Origin of the sequence: Desulfosporosinus nitroreducens (genome assembly GCF_023897015.1) — a bacterium.
Lineage (GTDB): Bacteria > Bacillota > Desulfitobacteriia > Desulfitobacteriales > Desulfitobacteriaceae > Desulfosporosinus > Desulfosporosinus nitroreducens.
Window position 1 is genome coordinate 100,305 of record NZ_JAMHFY010000002.1, and the last position, 17,672, is coordinate 117,976.

16 protein-coding genes and 1 tRNA gene are annotated in these 17,672 nt (G+C 41.0%); 1 reads left to right on the plus strand and 16 read right to left on the minus strand.

Going from position 1 to position 17,672, the window contains the following annotated elements; genetic code table 11:
- The first annotated feature begins 10 nt into the window (after nt 1-10).
- Entirely contained in the window at nt 11-1,729 is a 1,719-nt protein-coding gene (locus tag M8E35_RS02675) for a methyl-accepting chemotaxis protein (RefSeq protein WP_252467197.1), read from the plus strand.
- A 218-nt stretch (nt 1,730-1,947) separates the two neighbouring features.
- Here M8E35_RS02675 and M8E35_RS02680 read toward each other — a convergent pair whose 3' ends face one another.
- The 16 genes from M8E35_RS02680 to trxB all read right to left on the minus strand — a co-directional run bounded on the left by M8E35_RS02680 (nt 1,948) and on the right by trxB (nt 17,627).
- Nucleotides 1,948-2,169 (minus strand): hypothetical protein, encoded by a 222-nt coding sequence (locus M8E35_RS02680; protein ID WP_252467198.1) that lies wholly within the window; start codon nt 2,167-2,169, stop codon nt 1,948-1,950.
- A 341-nt stretch (nt 2,170-2,510) separates the two neighbouring features.
- Entirely contained in the window at nt 2,511-2,705 is a 195-nt protein-coding gene (locus M8E35_RS02685; protein WP_252467199.1) for a hypothetical protein, read from the minus strand.
- Nucleotides 2,706-2,793: 88 nt separating this feature from the next.
- Nucleotides 2,794-3,588, minus strand: coding sequence for an IclR family transcriptional regulator (locus M8E35_RS02690; RefSeq protein ID WP_252467200.1), 795 nt, complete (start codon nt 3,586-3,588; stop codon nt 2,794-2,796).
- Nucleotides 3,589-3,967: 379 nt separating this feature from the next.
- A complete protein-coding gene (locus M8E35_RS02695; protein ID WP_252467202.1) occupies nt 3,968-4,663 on the minus strand; it encodes a class I SAM-dependent methyltransferase in 696 nt (231 codons plus the stop codon).
- Nucleotides 4,664-5,163: 500 nt separating this feature from the next.
- A tRNA-Lys gene (locus M8E35_RS02700) sits at nt 5,164-5,239 on the minus strand.
- Nucleotides 5,240-5,368: 129 nt separating this feature from the next.
- Nucleotides 5,369-6,763 (minus strand): dipeptidase PepV, encoded by a 1,395-nt coding sequence (gene pepV / locus M8E35_RS02705; RefSeq protein ID WP_252467203.1) that lies wholly within the window; start codon nt 6,761-6,763, stop codon nt 5,369-5,371.
- A gap of 106 nt (nt 6,764-6,869) precedes the next feature.
- Nucleotides 6,870-8,870: a PASTA domain-containing penicillin-binding protein gene (locus M8E35_RS02710; RefSeq protein WP_373887419.1), complete on the minus strand. Its 2,001-nt coding sequence runs from the start codon at nt 8,868-8,870 to the stop codon at nt 6,870-6,872.
- Nucleotides 8,871-9,219: 349 nt separating this feature from the next.
- Nucleotides 9,220-10,167, minus strand: a complete 948-nt coding sequence (locus M8E35_RS02715) for a rhomboid family intramembrane serine protease (protein ID WP_252467207.1) — start codon at nt 10,165-10,167, stop codon at nt 9,220-9,222.
- A 13-nt stretch (nt 10,168-10,180) separates the two neighbouring features.
- Nucleotides 10,181-10,996, minus strand: a complete 816-nt coding sequence (gene larC, locus M8E35_RS02720; RefSeq protein WP_252467209.1) for a nickel pincer cofactor biosynthesis protein LarC — start codon at nt 10,994-10,996, stop codon at nt 10,181-10,183.
- Nucleotides 10,997-11,012: 16 nt separating this feature from the next.
- On the minus strand, nt 11,013-11,774 hold the full coding sequence (gene larB / locus M8E35_RS02725; protein WP_252467210.1) for a nickel pincer cofactor biosynthesis protein LarB: 762 nt from the start codon (nt 11,772-11,774) through the stop codon (nt 11,013-11,015).
- 14 nt (nt 11,775-11,788) lie between these two features.
- Nucleotides 11,789-12,601, minus strand: a complete 813-nt coding sequence (gene larE / locus M8E35_RS02730) for an ATP-dependent sacrificial sulfur transferase LarE (protein WP_252467212.1) — start codon at nt 12,599-12,601, stop codon at nt 11,789-11,791.
- A gap of 205 nt (nt 12,602-12,806) precedes the next feature.
- The gene (locus M8E35_RS02735) at nt 12,807-13,088 is read right to left on the minus strand and encodes a ferredoxin family protein (RefSeq protein WP_073029009.1); all 282 of its coding nucleotides are present in this window, start codon (nt 13,086-13,088) and stop codon (nt 12,807-12,809) included.
- A complete protein-coding gene (locus tag M8E35_RS02740) occupies nt 13,085-14,377 on the minus strand; it encodes an FAD-dependent oxidoreductase (protein WP_252467215.1) in 1,293 nt (430 codons plus the stop codon). Before M8E35_RS02740 ends, M8E35_RS02735 begins: the two co-directional genes overlap by 4 nt.
- 12 nt (nt 14,378-14,389) lie before the next feature.
- Nucleotides 14,390-15,721, minus strand: coding sequence for an FAD-binding protein (locus tag M8E35_RS02745; RefSeq protein WP_252467216.1), 1,332 nt, complete (start codon nt 15,719-15,721; stop codon nt 14,390-14,392).
- On the minus strand, nt 15,721-16,554 hold the full coding sequence (locus tag M8E35_RS02750) for an electron transfer flavoprotein subunit beta/FixA family protein (protein WP_252467218.1): 834 nt from the start codon (nt 16,552-16,554) through the stop codon (nt 15,721-15,723). The genes M8E35_RS02745 and M8E35_RS02750 overlap by 1 nt, the downstream gene beginning before the upstream one ends.
- A gap of 158 nt (nt 16,555-16,712) precedes the next feature.
- Nucleotides 16,713-17,627, minus strand: coding sequence for a thioredoxin-disulfide reductase (trxB, locus tag M8E35_RS02755; protein ID WP_252467219.1), 915 nt, complete (start codon nt 17,625-17,627; stop codon nt 16,713-16,715).
- Nucleotides 17,628-17,672 lie beyond the last annotated feature (45 nt).

Genomic DNA, 17,672 nt, shown 5'->3' on the forward strand with positions numbered 1-17,672 from the left:
AGTAAATGTTATGAAGTGGTTCAATAACTGGAAAACATTTTATAAAATCAATGCTTTGGTCCTTGTCATGGTAGTCTTCATGCTTGGTTTAAGTTTTATGGGGTATTACTATTACCGACAAGCCAAAGTGGCTATGAACGATATCTATTCAAATTCTCTGATTTCAGTGAAATTGATCAATGAGGCTAATGCTAATGTCCGAATGATTCATAGTGTCAACGCAGAACTCCTTTTGGCCCCTCTTGACTCTTCTCAAAAACAAAACCTGCTTATTCAGACAACTGTACTGCAAGGCTTGATCAATGAGTCTCTAGACAACTATACTCCCCATGCCATAGAGCCCTTTGAAGTTGCAAAACTGACAAAAGTAAGAGAAGGACTGCAAAAATACAGTAATGAATGGCAGCAGGTAGTTCTTCTCATAGATAGTAATGACAAGGACGCGGCCTACGCCTATTTTTCTGTTAACGTTACCCAAATTCTAGAGGAAATAAACACCCTGCTTCCCGAACTTGTAGATTTCAGCGCCCAGAAAGCCCAAAGTACCATCGCCCGCGAAAATCTTAATTTCATCCGTGCCGAGAAAGTTATATTTGGCTTCCCTCTTGCCGCGGCAGTACTGGCTGTGACCATCGGGGCCCTGGTAGCTCGTGCCATTTCCAAGCCTTTGCAAATAATGCTGGCTAATGTTCGAGAGCTGGCTGCAGGAAATCTAACAGTGACCCGGATCAATACTGAATCCAAGGACGAAGCCGGACAATTAGCACAGGCTTTTAATCAGATGACTATAAGCCTGTCAACTTTGGTAAGAAGAGTTTCGAAGTCCTCCGAACAAGTAACCTCCTCTGCTAACCAGCTCTTAACTATTACAGAACAAGGGTCGAAGGCCTCCGGCCAAATCGCCCTGTCCGTCACAGAGGTGGCATGCGGCACAGAAAAACAAGCTGGCGCAGTCAGCGAGACTGTGGCAGCTCTAGAACAAATAAACGCTAACATTCAAATAGTAGCAGAGGCAGGTCAGCGCGTCACAGCCCTGACAACAAAAACGGCCTTTGCTACGAAAGATGGGCAAATGGCTCTCACGCAGGCCGTTAAACAAATGGACAACGTCAGTGAAGGTACTCAAGTTGTAAAAAATGCTATTACTTTACTGGCTGATGGCTCTGAACAAATAGCAAATATTGCTCATTTAATAACCAGTATCACCGAACAAACCAACCTTCTTGCCTTAAACGCCGCCATTGAAGCTGCCCGGGCTGGTGAACACGGACGCGGCTTTTCCGTAGTAGCTGAAGAGGTTCGAAAGTTGGCTGAAAAGGCTAAAGCAGCAACTGGACAAATCTCAGATTTGGTTGTTGTTAACAGGGAAAACATCTCCCATGCTACTGTTGCAATTAATGCTGAAGAGATTTACGTCAATGATGGTATTGAAGCGGTAAATAAAGTAGGTTACGACCTCAATGATATCTTGAAGATGGTTGATGAAGTGTCTGAACAAATTGGCGGAGTCGCCTCTTCCATACAGCAAATGGCGGCAGGAAGTCAGCAAATCGTTTCAGGGGTTCAAGATATCGGCACAGTTAGTCAGAGTACAGCTGGACAGGCAGCAAATGTATCTTCAGCAATTGACGAATTCACTGCTTCTATCGATGAGATAAACCTTTCTTGTCATAGTCTGACAAACTTAGCTCAGGACTTACAAAATGGGGTTAGCAAATTTAGGATTTAAAGCGTTTTTTTCAATAGTCTAAACTCCGCAATAAAGATGGGGCCGTAACGAAACTTGAGATTTTTTCAAGCTGGTGGTGCCTTATCCCAAAAAAGAGGACTGTACACCTTTGAAGTGGTGTACAGTCCTCTAATATATAAGGGGATTAACAAATAGAGTGGGGATGAAATAAACCGGAAAACAAGTTTCGTTACATCCCCATCTTTTTACAAAAATAATTAGGCATATTGGTAGTGATAACCTTCCTTCATCAACATCTTTTTAACTTTAGTCAACTCCGTTGGGTCAAAGAAATGTACCTCTTTTCCGTTGCGACTAGTCCAAATCTGCGGAGATAAATGCCCTTCCTTAATAAGCTTTTTAAATTTAAACCTTGAAACTTCCAGATAGTATGTAGCTTCTTTGGAATTTAATAAGGAATATTTATATTGCTGGGTCATTGTTCTAGCCTCCTTTTTAATACAGACAGGCGTTAAAACCTTAAGAAATAAATCTTATCGGAGCCGACGCAAAGTATTAATAGGATTCCGTCGCAAAAACGTTAGGAAGAGATTTTTTCGATACTTTTGTTAGGGTATTGATAAAACAAGGCTTTCTGTTAATGAACCTATTTTATATGTACCTCCTCTTTTCTATATATATTAACACTATTAAATATATACTTTCTTTGTAAAGTTTTGCTTAACGAACTTTTAGGTTTAGGTTAAAAATATAAACTCGCGATAGAATTTTAGCAAAAAGTTAAAATTCTATCGCGAGTCAGACCCATGTCCATATGATATTATCGCTCAATAGTCTGATCCAAACTAATAGCTGGTCTTATAGTGTTTTCTGAATTACGCTGATACCGTTGCCAGAAGAATACAATTATCAATACCGAAATACCCACCGTATCTGTTATCAATCCCGGCTTAATCAATCCAAGGGCTGCTGCAAACAAGAATATTCTTTGGATAACATTCGTTGTTCTTAGCATATATCTTTCCTTAAAACTTTTCTATAAAAATCGAAAATCCTACCATCTAGGTAGGAAGATCTAAATCTTATTCTTATTCTATTTCTGTTTATTTATCAAACTCCTCACCCTTTACTCCATGATGAGGATAACCCAGTTTCACAGAGATCTCACGGGCCGCTTTCTTTACCAGTAATGAGATTTGCTCTGCCCTTTCCTCTAAGAACCCAAAAGACCTTCCTGAAACAGAAATACTCGCAAAAACGTTTCCATTATCATCATAAATGGGGGCAGCCACGCCATATGCTCCAAAATCTACGTCTCCCGCCGTCACAGCAACACCTTCCTGGCGAATGCGGGTGAGTTCTTCCTTTAGTATATTCGCATCAATTCTGCCCTTATCACTTACCCTAATTAAATTCTCGTTTTGAAGATATGTATCGATAAACTCCTGCGTTTGGAAAGCTAACAATACCTTTTTCGATGCACCGCAATGCAGAGGAAGACCGATTCCGAAAGCAGCACGAATCGCTATTGAGTATGGCCCTTCAACAATTTCTATTCCCAAACCCATTTTGCCTTGTTTCTTTGTTAAGAGTACAGATTCTCCTGTGACTTTGCCCATCTCCTGCATTATCGGCAGTGCAATTTTACGCAAGCCCAGCTGATTAGTTGCCACTTTTCCTAATTCAATCACCTTCATACCAAGACGGTATTTGTCAGTATAGACATCCTTATCTACAAATCCATTACGGTGCAACGTAACCAATATCCTATGTATTACACTCTTAGAGAGTTCTAATTTCTTGCTAAGCTCCGTGACTCCCCATATGTCGTCTTCGTTGGTAAAACAATTTAGGATTGCCAAAGCCCTTTCGACGGTTTGTACACCCTCACTTTGCATTGCACCACCTCCTCTCTTTACATGCATACTGAACACATCATACTTATGTTTGTTATAATATTGTATATCTCTCAACATTTAAATGCAATTCAGATTATTTAATCATAGGCTTGTATTTCTTTAATATGTAAGACTGGCGTAATGCAATTAATATAGGGTAAGGAATAAATAATTTAGGATTTTGGGATATAAATGATGTAAATTAATTATTCTAGGTATTTTTAGATTCTCCTGCAGTCAAAAGCTATTGTGGTCATGAAAAATACTTTATATGTAAAGAGTTATAGCTCAGAACAATCAGTAGCTTTAACTTCAAATATACCTTGAACTTTCTTAGTCATGCATTACTTCAAAGAGATGAATATTCTACTCTTAACAATTACAGACATATCCTCCCGTAATCATATGCGGGATTATGTCTGTGATTGGTGCTTACGTCAGGATGTAAAGTTCTCTTTTTACATTTTACAATCATAAATTTCACTGGAGGTTTATCTCCCATATTCTTAATCGACTCATCAATTTCTGAAATTTCTATTAATCCATACTCTTTGAATTCTCGTTTTACCGAATCAGCATCATAAAAGAATATTTTTACTCCCTTCATTGTCTCGAATCGATCTTTACTCAGTTGTTTACCCTTTCGAAACATTGGGGCTTTCTTTGAAACAGCTGTAAAAATCATATATCCGTTTGGTTTTAGCTGACTATAGCAATCTTTGATAAATTTTCTTCTTTCACGATTATTCAATAAATGAATAAGTGCATAGCAATATATACCGTCATAAAGTTTGTCATCAAAAGGCATGTCCGTTACTGAACCATGATAGATTCTAATATCAATCCCGTTTTGTCTTGCCAAATCAATTGCTGTTTTCGAAATCTCAATACCTGTTACATTAATTCCGTTGTCATAAAAAATCTTTGCATTTCTGCCGTATCCAATACCCGGAATCAATATGTCCTTAACTTTCCTCTCAAGGAAAAAGTCCTTTGTCAAGATTGTGGAGTCTGAAGGTTCAAACCCCCACATCATTTGTTTTTCTATAAAACTCGATTCCCAGAATTCTGTCATATCTTTATCTCCATTATTTTTATTTTACCAAACCTGCACCAAGCACTCCGTTCAATTTGTTTTTGACACAACTCTAGTATTTTAATTTAAGAATAAGAAAATACCGTTGTAAGATTTCTCTTTCAATGGTATTTGCTTCGTATATCCTATGTCCCGAAAACAGCAGAAATTAATTGAGGTTCCCATTAACTACTAATATGGATTAAATTAGGTTTATCGAAACTTCCAGTTATAGACAAAGCACTAAACCGGCTGGCGCGGTGGTTTCCGTAGCTGAGAATCTGTGAGCTATGTATAAAGTTGAGTCCTTGGAAGCTTGTTGTTTGGTTACAAAGAACGAATTAATTGTTTTTAGGTTTATCATTTATTAACGCTGATTTGAGATCTTCCGACTAGGTAAATAACATCAACTAATCGGAAGGTCTCAAACTGTCCAAATGACAAAAAATAAGCATCTCGAAAACTCGAAATGCTTATTTTATAAAACATTTTTGCATTTTTGGTGCGCCACCCAGGATTCGAACCAGGGACCTGCCGATTAAGAGTCGGATGCTCTACCAGCTGAGCTAGTGGCGCACAAGCAACAATTAAGAGTATACTTTTTAAATGTTTAATTGTCAATAACTTTATGGTTATGACTCATCAATACATACCGATTATATTTTAGTACTATCATGCAATCAGCTAATTTCTAGTTTATTGATTCTATACGTCGGCTGCTAAGTTAAGAATAGCTTGAGCATACACTTTGGTTGTTAAAAGGAGATTGTTGATAGGAATGTATTCATCTGGACAATGGATCACTTCCGGCTCACCTGGAAAAGTGGGGCCAAAGGCAACTCCTTGGGGAAGAGCTTTAGCATAAGTTCCTCCGCCAATGGCAAAAGCAAAGGGCTCGAGGCCGGTTACATCAGAGTAGGCTTTCAACAAAGACTGAACTAAATGGCTCTCTTTTGGGACGTGATGTGCCTCTTGATGATTTAATATCTTAATTCTAAATTGCTCTTTTAATGCAATCTTTTCAATCGGCAGAAAAACATCGTTACGCTGATACGTAACAGGATATCGGATATCAATTACAAAGCGAGTATCATCTGATGTCAATTCTAAAATACCAAGGTTGAGAGAAAGTTTACCTGAAGGTTCATCACTTAAAGCCACTCCAAAGCCTTCTCCATAAAAGCCTGTGCCAGGATTGGTTAAGATGAAATCTAAAATTTGTTGTTCCTCGGAGCTCAGTGGTAACGTTCTCAGGAATCTTAAGGCGTGTAGAACTGCATTTTTACCATTTTGCGGGAGGCTTCCGTGGGCACCTACTCCTTTAAAAATAAGCTTGATCTCTTGTTCCAATTTCTGGCTCACCAAAGTACCGCTAACCCCTTCCGGAAAAGAGAAGTTGTTTAATAGCTTAGCCAGATCATCGTAAGAGATCCCCTTTAAGGCAACATCACAGCGATCGGGAACAACGTTAGCTCTTTCTCCACCGCGAACGCTTAGTAGATGCGGAAAAGAGGTTGCGTGTGACTTAGCTAATTCCAGATGGAGAATTCCTTTTTCAGCATGAATTACAGGGAATTCAGCATCCGGTGCAAATCCAATTTGAGGAGTTTCTTCTTTTTTTAGATAATAAGCCATATCTTCCCAACCAGATTCCTCATCAGTGCCTAAAATTAGCCGAACTCTCATCTTTAAAGGTATGTTGGCGTCTTTAATGGCTTTCATGGCGAAGAGCGCTGCCAAAGTTGGCCCTTTATCATCTAAAGCTCCTCTGCCCAGAATCTTGCCATCAACAATAGTTGCACTATATGGAGGCACAGACCATCCATCCCCTTCTGGAACAACATCAATGTGTCCTAGAATACCTAATAGTTCACCCGTGCCCATTTCAATATGTCCTGCATAACCATCAACATTTTTGACCGTAAAACCAAACATTTTTCCAAGTGCCAAAGTCCATTCTAAAGCATCTTTAATCCCTGGACCGAAAGGTGCACCCTCTGAAGCATGTTCAATATCTTTAACGCTCTTAATTTGGATACAAGCCTGTACTGCGGATATTATGTCCTCTTTCATTAAGTCAATCTGTTGGTCAAGACGCATATTCTAATCATTCCTTCATAATTTTATGTTCGCTGAGTCATCCTAGCATACCCGGATTAAGAAATGAAGTTGCATAAAATCCCAGCAAATCGACTCCAATTTAGAATTAAGGTGTTAATGGAGAAAACTTAACCTCTACGGTTGCACCTCTGGTTACAATTTTTCCCGCTTGGGGGGATTGTTGATTCACTAATCCGCTGCCTGAAAAGTCAAAGTGTAATTCTGATTTTGCCAGCGTTTCTCCAGCCTGTCGCATCGTCATTCCTGTTAAGTCTGGAATAACTATTTCCCCCCCAATGGGTGTGCGCTCAGGGATAACCGGTTGAGGCAATGGTCTGACGGCAGTATCACTAGGAGAAATGACAACTGTACTCTGCGTATCGTTGGATACAGGAAGTCCATAGTATTGCAATGCACCTTCAATTATCGCTTTAGCCCTCGGTCCCGCTAATGTCCCACCCTGATGTCCTTCTTCGGTTTTAGGCGTATCGATTATTACAAGTACAGCAATTTTAGGATCTTCTGCCGGTGCGTAAGCTACAAATGAAGCGATGAAGTCCGTGGTAGAATATCCCCCTGTTTTGGGGTCTACTTTTTGAGCAGTTCCCGTTTTTCCTGCAACCCGTATACCAGGAATACTAGCTGTATTTCCTGTTCCATTAGAAACCACTTGTTCAAGAATATTTGTCATTTGGTTTGCCGTGGATTGTGAAACAACCTGCCGAACAGAAGTGGGTTGTTTTTGTTCAACGATTTGACCATCAAAGGTCGAAATCTTATCCACTATATAGGGTCGATAAAGTGTTCCTCCATTGGCAATTGCGGAAATTGCCGTTAATAATTGGATTGGAGTAACAGAATTGGCTTGACCAAACGACATAGTTGCAATATCAATTTCCCGAATTTTTTCTTCGGGAAGGAGTAATCCACTTTCTTCTCCAGAAATATCAATACTTGTTTTAGACCCAAAACCGAAAGCCTTCAGATATGTATCAAAGATTGCTTTACCCATCTTTAATCCAACCTGGGCTAGTACGACATTGGAAGACAACTGCATTCCTTCGGTAAAAGTAGGATAACCATGAGGCTTTTGATCAGAATCCCAGTTTGTAATATAGAGGGGTGATATCCGTAAGAATCCAGGATCTTCAAACGTATCGTCCGGTTGAATTTTTCCTTCTTCCAATGCAGCTGCACCAGTAATAATTTTGAAGGTCGAACCTGGTTCATAGGACATACTGATAGCTAAATTTCGCCGAACTTCGGGTGTAACATTATTATAGTCTGTAGGATCAAACGAGGGACGGGATCCCATGCCCAAAACACGTCCTGTCATCGGATCCATAGCCAGAATCGTGACACTATTAGCGTTGGTAGCTTTCATTGCCTGATCTAATTGTTGCTCAATATAATATTGAATTGTGGCGTCTAAGGTTAAGGTTATCGAGTTTCCAGGCCTTGAGGGGTCTCCTTGGTTGAGAGCATCCAATATAGAACGTGCTTTTGTGTCTTGCTCTTCGGATTGGAACCCTGGCTTACCAAACAACTCCTTATCATAATAGTATTCAACGCCTTCTACACCATGACCGTCCCCATTCACGATTCCCAGTGCAGAGGCGGCAAACATTCCCATAGGATATACCCGTTTCTCTTCTTCACTGTAGCCTACTCCCGGAATTTTCAAAGCCTTAATTTCATCTGCCTTTTGAATATCCACTTGATGTGCCAGGCTTATCCAAGCCCGATCTTTATTGAGCTTATCGAGTATAGCTTGCGGATCAATTTCTAAGATACTTCCCAGTTCTTTAGCTACATCCTCTTTGCTTCGTTCAAATTTCTTGTTCTCAATCTGTTTACTCAACATTCTAGGATCAGCATAGACTTCTTTGACAGGGATACTTTGAGCTAAGACGTTGCCTTGGGCATCAAAGATTGCGCCTCGATCAGGTCTAAGGCTTTGATCAATCGTTCGTCTTTCAATACCTTTAGCCTTGAGGTTTGAAGCCTGAACAACTTGAAGAACGACTAGTCTTCCACACACAAGAAGAATTATCACAAGCAATATTAATTGTATCCAACGATCGCGTGAAAAATAGTTGGTTTTTATTCTGCCTTTTTTCAAAGTGTCCCTCCTCTCTTCTTACATTATAACATTTAAGTGAGCACTTCCTAGTTCAATAATAGCAATTTTAAGGCTTTTATATCTTTTCTATGTGAAGAAAGTTAACTTAGAAAGGTTATCTTCAAATTCTGGATATGTAAGAAGGGATGAAGGTACTTAGGTAAGCTTAGTGCCGAAAAAGAACTTACGCTTTCATAACTAACGATGACTCTGTGAAAAGCCACCTTGCTAAGAAACCGCAAGCTCTTGATTCTATTTTGTCCCTTGAAGGCTCAAAAATACACTTCAAAATAGAGGTATTTTTATGTAAATCTGGAACAATTTGGACCTTTCTTTAAGTATTAAATCTTGATTGATTGGACAAGAGAACAGTGGTTATTATACCCATAAGCAGACCTCCAAGATGAGCGAAATTATCAATTCCCGGCTGAGTAAGTCCAAACCCAAAATTGATAAGTATGACAATAACCAGATTCATACCGAAGCCAGATTTCCAAAGCAATGGCCGTTTTAAGCTATAGTACAAGAGCGATCCTAAAAGTCCGAAAATAGCACCTGAAGCTCCCGCGGATAAGGCTGAGGAAAAGAAAAAGCTGGCAATTGATCCCCCAAGCCCACTCATAATATAGATCACAAAAAAACGTCCATGTCCAAACCTTTCCTCACTAAATGGACCTAACGACCATAATGCATAAAGGTTAAAGACGAGGTGCAAATAACCTATATGAATAAAAGTGCTTGTAAGTAAACGCCATACTTCACCTGCTTGAATCAGGGTGTTTACCTTCGCTCCAAAAGCAATAAGGACTCGCTGTTCTGTCGATCCTCCTGCTAGGGTCATTAATATAAAGACGATAAGGTTTATCCCTAAAAAAATGTACGATAAAAATGGAATGAACTGTTTTTCAACCCTCTTGTTTATCCCCACGTCATTTCCGTTGGCTAGTTGTTTTAACCATTTAGGTATCAATGGATCATTTGTTGGAGGAAAGGGGAACAGGTTACCTTGTTGAATATCCCAGTACCAAAGCTGTACACCCGGAAAATGGTTCTTCTTCAAATCAGAAGAATCAATTCCATTAGGGCAAAAAACAATTACATCCCATTGTGAAGGATTGCCGTAGCTTTGTATTAAGGGTCTAAAGTCTTGGGGAAGATTGCTTATATTCCCCAATAAAAGCCCGCGTTTCAGTGATTCGTGCGTCGCAGACACCCAGTTTCCTTCTAAAGTAACGAGCTTCCATCCAGATTGTTGAAGGGTATTAAATATTTCTGCGAACATATTTCACCTCTATTCAAATATCTCCTAATACTGCACGCAACAAACTCGGAATGCCGTAATCATTTTTTCCAGATCCATATCCGACATTGAGCAAAGCCATCTCTGGAAAAGTTGATTGCTCAGCTAGAGCACGAATAAGAGCAGCTCCCGTCGGGGTAATAAGTTCCCCGGTGATTCCTGAATCACGAAATTTAAATCCCTTCAACAGCATTAGCGATGCAGGTGCAGGTAAAGGCAGAGTTCCATGGGCACATTTCACAAAACCATGTGACCAAGGCAACGTTGAAACCTTGATGGAATCAATATCAAGCTGATCTAAGGCGATACACGTTCCAACAATATCAACTAGGGAATCAACTGCGCCAACTTCATGAAAATGAACCTCATCAATCGTCATTCCATGAATATTCGCCTCTGCCTCGGCTAAAACATTAAAGACCTTAAGGGCATTTTTTCTGGCCCGTTCTGATAAATCTCCACTAAGAATCATCTTTTGAATATCCGGAAGACGGCGGTTATGGTTATGCTCGTGGTCATGTTTATGTTCGTGATCATGCTCATGTTCGTGATGATGCTCATGCTCATGTTTATGGTGATCGTGATCTTCGTGATTGTCATGCTCTGAGTTTTGTCCAAGAATTACGACATTGATATCTGTAGCTTTAATCCCATGGACTTGTCGTTCCCGTACATCAAGCACAAATTCGGTCAATCCCATCGAGTGAAGCTGATTTACAATAATTCCAGGATCAGCTCCTAAGGCAATCAAGGACCCCAGAGCCATGTCGCCGCTTATGCCAGCAAATGTATCCCAGTATAAAATTTTCAAAGTCAATGCTCCTTCGTTACTCATGTCTCGTTATGCGGCGCACTATTGCAGAGGCTAAAGAGGCTGCCCCAAAACCGTTGTCAATATTCACGACCCCAATTCCTGAGGCACAAGTGTTTAACATACTGAGTAAGGCTGCCAGGCCTTGAAAATGAGCACCATACCCTACGCTGGTTGGTACTGCGATAACTGGTTGCTCTACCAGCCCGCCAACAACGCTTGCTAATGCCCCCTCCATTCCAGCAACAACAATTATTACTTCAGCTTGATCCATTAGTTCTCTCTGTCCCAGAAGTCGATGTATCCCGGCCACCCCGACATCAAAAAGTGTATCAACGTCATGGCCCATATAACGAGCAGTTAGCCAAGCTTCTTGGGCTACCGCCAGATCCGCAGTTCCGGCAGTCATAATTAGGATTTTGCCAGGAATTGTGGGTTCTGACAAGGGGCGCAAGAGGAGACAACGAGCTAGTCGATCATAGATAGCGTCTGGAAAATGAGCTAAGATCAGTTCTGCAGTTTGGGGGTCAAGTCTAGTACCCAAAACATTTTGGTCTTTTTCACCTAAGTGTTTAAGTATCGAGATTATATGATCGGGTTGTTTCCCTTGACAAAAAATCACTTCTGCTTGCCCAGTTCGCAATGCACGATGATGATCTAAGCGTGCAAAGTCTAAGTTTTCATAGGGAAGATCTTTTAATTGATGAAATGCTTTATCTGGGGAACACGAACCTTGATGAACAGATTCAAGAAGGGCTCTTATAGTCTCTTCATTCATTAATAAGCCTCCTGTTAAATGGGATTGAGACTTCCCGAACGGAGTCCCATTAAGTCTAAGGTAACAAATCTAAAACCCAATTCTAACAAAGGGGCTGTGATTTCAGCATGTTCCTGGATACATTTCAGAAAACTGTTAATGGGAATCTCAATGCGGGCAATTTCCCCGTGAGCTCGCACCCGACATTCTAAGTATCCCTTTTGCTGAAGTATGGCTTCAGCTCGTGCAATACGTTGGAGTAATTCGGCATCAATTGCATCTCCATAAGGGACCCTGGATGCTAAACATGCCATCGAGGGTTTGTTCCAAGTTGGTAAATTACGAAGTTTTGATAAAATTCGTATTTCAGCTTTAGTAAGACCTGCTTCCAGAAGCGGACTAATAATACCTAACTCTTCAAGAGCTACCCGCCCTGGACGATAATCTTGGGCATCTGAAGCATTTGTTCCATCAATAACTGCAGCATTATCCTTGCTTTTGCTCAATTCAAGAAATGTCTCGAAGAGTTTCTTCTTACAAAAATAACAACGATTTGGCGGATTATTTCGGAACTCCTGAAGACCCAAAACATCAAAGTCAATCACTTGTACCGGAAAATTATATTTTGTAACTAAAGCGAGAGCCTCCTGTTCTTCTTGAGTCGAAATCATCAGCCCACGCGCAAAAACCGCTTGGCAATTTTGACCTAAGGATTCTTGAGCGACAGCTAAAAGATAGGTTGAATCTACTCCACCCGAAAAAGCGACCAGGACCTTATTTAAAGATTTTAATCGTTTAATAAGTTGAACTTCTTTCTCGCAGGCCACTTCTTGCTGATTCATATCCATTGAAGATTGATCCCTTCCTTCGTCTATATTCTACCCATTGTAGAAATGCCTGTCAAAGATCTTTATACAAATAAAAGAGCAAAGACGGGTGTCAGCCCTCCCTGCTCAGTATTAAAGTTTACTATTTAGTAAGGGTACTTATCTTTCGTTCTTACAATAAGATAAGTACCTTACGTGAAAACTTAACTCTTATGGCTATTCCAGATTACCCATTTTTCCAGGAAACTCCGAATCCACCTCTAGGGTACTTCCAGTCAATATTCCCAAAGGGACACCCGATAAGGCAGGTGCCACACTCAAGGCATCCTTCATAACCAACTGCAATACGTTTTTCTTCTTCGTCCCAATCATAAACATGAGCCGGGCAAAAACGAGTACAAGGTTTATCTTGACACTGCTGCAAGCAAACATTTGGGTTAGCGATCTTAATGTGGCTTAATTTATCAGTGTTAAAACGAACCAAATATAGTTTATCATCTAATTTCATAAGAGCGCCCTCCATGCTCCATAAATATCTTTAATTAAACCGCCTTTCGAACGGTTTTCGAAGGCCATCTTGATAATTTCCTTTTGACGTTGTTTCTTAGGCGTACCATCAGCTGTTAAATACATCTTAGCAGCTTTAGATAATAACTTAGGATATACTTTTAAGAGATGTGGATTTTCCTCAAAGAATTTGCCCATATGACGATAATGGTGAAGGTCTTTAAGAACAAAGGAATCTCGCAGGCGGGTTTCGTAAACGGTCATGGCATGGTCACTGACATCGCCAGCCTTGATGGCCTGAGCAGCAACTTCACCTGCTATTTTACCCGAAATCATGGCAAGATTTGAACCTTCTCTATTCAACGAGTTCATAAGCATTGCCGTATCTCCAACGACAAGGACCCCTTGTCGATGCAGTTTAGGTACTTGAGTATATCCGCCTTCAGGTATTAGGTGAGACAAGTATTCCTTCGTTTCACCGCCTTGAAGAAGTCGTTTTACATAAGGTTTTGATTTTAAATTCTCCAATAGATCATTCGGGGTCCAATTATTACGAATAAAAGGTTGTAGAATTGCACCAACACCAATTGAAAGTGAATCTTTATTAGTATAGATAAAACCTACACCCATCATCCCGGCAGTAGAGTCTCCATATAATTCGATAGTGGCGCCTTGGCCTTCTTCGAGACAGAAACGATCTTCAATCTTTTCTTTCGGCAAAGCGATAACTTCCTTTGCAGTAACTGCCACTGATTCAGGTCTTAATGGTTTGGCAAGTCCAGCTTTAACCGCTATGAAGTTATTAACCCCTTCCGCTATAATAACTACTTTCGCTCCTAAATCCCCTTCAGCACGTCCTGTTCGGACTCCAACCACTTCGTCGCCTTTATATAATAGATTTTCTACTAATGTTTCTGTAATAATCATGACCCCGGCTTTTTCCGCTTGTTCCGCAAGCCAACGGTCGAACTTTACTCTAAAAATTGAATGTGCATTATAAGGCTCTTTACCCCAAGCAGGATCTCGGTAACCTGCCATGATAGACTCATCGCCACTCAACATAGCGATACGTTGTTCAATGATTGGACGTTCTAAGGGTGCTTCTTTCCAGAACTCTGGTACAACCATATCAGTAGCTTTTGTATAAAGTATGCCACCCATTACATTCTTGGTTCCTGGATAGTCTCCACGCTCAATGACGACAGTTTTCATGCCAGCTCGTGCAGCACTGAGCGCGGCAGACAGGCCAGCAGGACCACCGCCGATGACGATTACATCAAAGTTTTCCATGTTTGCCCCTCCTTAATTTGCCACGCCATGCTGAAGGCGTTTCTTAAACTCTGCAGTCATCGCAGGAACTATTTGAAAAAGATCTCCAACAATGCCGAAATTGGCAACTTTTAATATTGAAGCGTCTGGGTCATTGTTAATCGCAATAATGAAGTCAGATGTTTCCATACCCACCAAATGTTGTATGGCTCCTGAAATTCCGATAGCGATATAAACTTTAGGCCGAACCGTTACCCCAGATTGCCCGACTTGTTGATCGTGAGTCAGCCAACCAGCTTCCACAGCACCGCGCGTTCCAGCTAAAGTTCCTCCTAAAACATCCGCTAATTCTTCAGCAATTGCCAGGTTCTTTTTGGCAGCAAGACCTAAGCCAACAGCCACAATTATTTCTGCCTTATCTAAGAAGGCGCTCTTAGCATCGCTCCCGATAAACTCGATAATTTTAGTGCGGAAATCACTTTCGTTAAAGGTAAATTCCTCTCGAATCAATTCACCTTCTCGTCCATCTATGCGTTCTGGCATTGCCATAACTCTTGGACGCACCGTTGACATTTGTGGACGACTAGTGCGACAAAGAATTGTTGCCATAATATTTCCACCAAAGGCAGGGCGGGTTTGTTGTAACAGCTTTGTCTCAGGATCAATGCCAAGTACCGTACAATCAGCAGTTAATCCAGTTTGTAATTTTGTAGCGATAGCTGGAAAAACATCTCTTCCCATAGAAGTTGCGCCCATTAAAATAATTTCTGGTTGATATTTTCTAACCAGACTGGTAATTGCTTCGGCATAAGGTTCAGTTCGGTAATCTTTAAGAATAGGGTGATCAACTACAAAGACTTTCTCCGCCCCATAAGCAAAAGCTTCCGGAATAACACTGTCGATCTCATTGCCAGTAATCACTCCACTGAGTCCACACCCTATAGAATCGGCTAGTTTTCGCCCTTCGCCCAGCAATTCCCAAGAGACAGGAGCCACTTTCCCATTAGTGTATTCAATAATAACCCAGACCCCACTCCATACATCTCCACCAGCAACCGGCGTAACTTGAGCAGGAATTGTCTTTTTATCATTATCTTGAGCATAGTCTTTAACCGCTTCGGGCAAAGGATCTTTTAAGTTGAATTTGGAACCAGCCTCTGGATCAAGCTGTTCTTTAGGCTTTGAAGGTTGATTGGGTATAGCAAGTGCATTCGTAGGACATACAAGGACGCATTTACCGTGGTCTTCACATTTTTTCGGATCCACCACTGCTATCCCATCGATCAGGTCCATAGCTTCCACCGGGCATTCCACGACACAAGCTCCGCACCCAATACATTTTGTCTTGTCAACTGCGACAGTCATTAGCGCTTTCCTCCCTTCGCTAGGGGATTAACCATGATAACATTCGACTGAAATAGTTTTTGTACTACAGTTGCGGCTATCGAGGCTGGATCTTTTGAAGCGTCTATTATTTCCCCGCCACTGCGACCAGGTGGTGCAAAAATTCTAGAGACGCTGGTAGGTGAGCCTTTAAGGCCCATTTGTTTGACATCAAACGGAAGGGTCTTGGCATCCCACGTTTCAGGTTCATAGGCGGCGGCTTTCATCATATTCGGAAGGGATGCGTAACTCAAATCGTTAAGTTCTTTCTCTACGGTAAGTAAAGCAGGCAACTGAGCTTGAACAACTTGACGCCCGCTTTCTGTCTTGCGTTCGACCGTTATAGAAGTTTCAGTAAGCTCTCTAACCTTTATGGCATATGTCAATTGAGGGAATCCAAGACGTTGAGCTATACCTGGACCCGTTTGGGCGGTATCTCCGTCAATGGCTTCTTTTCCTGCGAATACGAGATCGATAGGTTCCGTTTCATGCAGCTTTTGTAGGGCCATTGAAAGAATATAAGCTGTAGCTAAGGAATCTGAACCACCAAAAGCACGATCACTCAAAAGGATTGCTCGATCGGCACCATAAGACATAGCTTTCTTCAATGCTTCTTTAGCTTGCGGAGGACCCATACATACTATTGTAACCTTCCCTCCGACTTTTTCTTTAAGGCGAATTGCTTCTTCCAAACCATGTGCATCATAGGGATTAATAATTGATGGCACGCCCTCTCGCATGAGGGTATTAGTCACTGGGTCGATACGTACTTCAGATGTATCTGGAACTTGCTTAAGGCAGACCACGAAGTTCACAATAAATCCCTCCTTTGTATTTAATCTCCAAATTAAAAAAACCTGCCTGAAATAGTTATTGTTTTTATATACTAGTATAAAAGCAACCTTATTTCAAGATTTAAACCATGTATTTTGATAATTTTAATAGGAATTCTCATAATTAGTATTATTTATACCTACTCTGAATCTGCTAAATACTTTTCAACCTCAACCCCAGCCAAAGCACCATCTCCAACTGCAGTAGCTACTTGACGCAGTGGTGTGTTGCGAATGTCTCCTGCAGCATATACGCCTTTGATATTGGTTTGTAAAAGAGCATCAGTCAGAATATAACCACGGTCATCTGTTTCAATTTCCTCATCAATAAATTGGGCATTTGGATCTGTCCCAACATAAATAAACACTCCATCCGCTGGGATATTTCGTGTTTCATTACTGAGTACATTGCGGACACGTACCCCTTCAACATGGTTTGAACCAAGTATTTCCTCGACAACAGCATTTAGTTCAAATCGTATTTTCGGATTATCTTTGGCGCGATTTAAGACGATCTGAGAAGCACGAAAGCCTGCTCTTCTGTGTACAATCGTCACTTCTTCTGCAAATTTAGTAAGGTATGCCCCTTCTTCAATGGCAGCATCCCCTCCACCAACAACCACAACCTTCTTGCCTTTAAAGAAGGCACCATCACAGGTTGCACAGTAGGAAACTCCGCTTCCTCGGAAATTGTCTTCACCAGGGACACCTAATAACCTAGGCTTGGAACCTGCAGTGATAATAATAGAACGCGCTTCAAGAACTTGACCGGTTGTATGTATTTTCTTTACTGCTTCCTTTAGCTCTAATTTCTGAACTTCCTCAAAGATAAACTCAACACCAAACGACAGAGCTTGCCTATGAAATAGATTCATAAGTTCATACCCATTAATTCCGTCTGGAAATCCAGGATAGTTCTCGATATTTTCCGTTGATGCAGCTTGACCGCCAGGCATTGCTAATTCTACTACCGCTGTTTTAAGTCCTCCCCGTGCGGTATATATTCCAGCTGTTAGACCTGCAGGACCAGCCCCCACAATAATGACGTCATACATGACTTTCAACTCCTCTTTACTATTTGCCTATATACCCCTTAAGGG

Bases quoted from the DNA above. Each gene is read 5' to 3' on its own strand.
- M8E35_RS02675 (WP_252467197.1), top strand. From the start codon at position 11: ATGAAGTGGTTCAATAACTGGAAAACATTTTATAAAATCAATGCTTTG.
- M8E35_RS02680 (WP_252467198.1), bottom strand. From the start codon at position 2,169: ATGACCCAGCAATATAAATATTCCTTATTAAATTCCAAAGAAGCTACA.
- M8E35_RS02685 (WP_252467199.1), bottom strand. From the start codon at position 2,705: ATGCTAAGAACAACGAATGTTATCCAAAGAATATTCTTGTTTGCAGCA.
- M8E35_RS02690 (WP_252467200.1), bottom strand. From the start codon at position 3,588: ATGCAAAGTGAGGGTGTACAAACCGTCGAAAGGGCTTTGGCAATCCTA.
- M8E35_RS02695 (WP_252467202.1), bottom strand. From the start codon at position 4,663: ATGACAGAATTCTGGGAATCGAGTTTTATAGAAAAACAAATGATGTGG.
- pepV (WP_252467203.1), bottom strand. From the start codon at position 6,763: ATGCGTCTTGACCAACAGATTGACTTAATGAAAGAGGACATAATATCC.
- M8E35_RS02715 (WP_252467207.1), bottom strand. From the start codon at position 10,167: ATGTTCGCAGAAATATTTAATACCCTTCAACAATCTGGATGGAAGCTC.
- larB (WP_252467210.1), bottom strand. From the start codon at position 11,774: ATGAATGAAGAGACTATAAGAGCCCTTCTTGAATCTGTTCATCAAGGT.
- larE (WP_252467212.1), bottom strand. From the start codon at position 12,601: ATGGATATGAATCAGCAAGAAGTGGCCTGCGAGAAAGAAGTTCAACTT.
- M8E35_RS02735 (WP_073029009.1), bottom strand. From the start codon at position 13,088: ATGAAATTAGATGATAAACTATATTTGGTTCGTTTTAACACTGATAAA.
- M8E35_RS02740 (WP_252467215.1), bottom strand. From the start codon at position 14,377: ATGGAAAACTTTGATGTAATCGTCATCGGCGGTGGTCCTGCTGGCCTG.
- M8E35_RS02745 (WP_252467216.1), bottom strand. From the start codon at position 15,721: ATGACTGTCGCAGTTGACAAGACAAAATGTATTGGGTGCGGAGCTTGT.
- trxB (WP_252467219.1), bottom strand. From the start codon at position 17,627: ATGTATGACGTCATTATTGTGGGGGCTGGTCCTGCAGGTCTAACAGCT.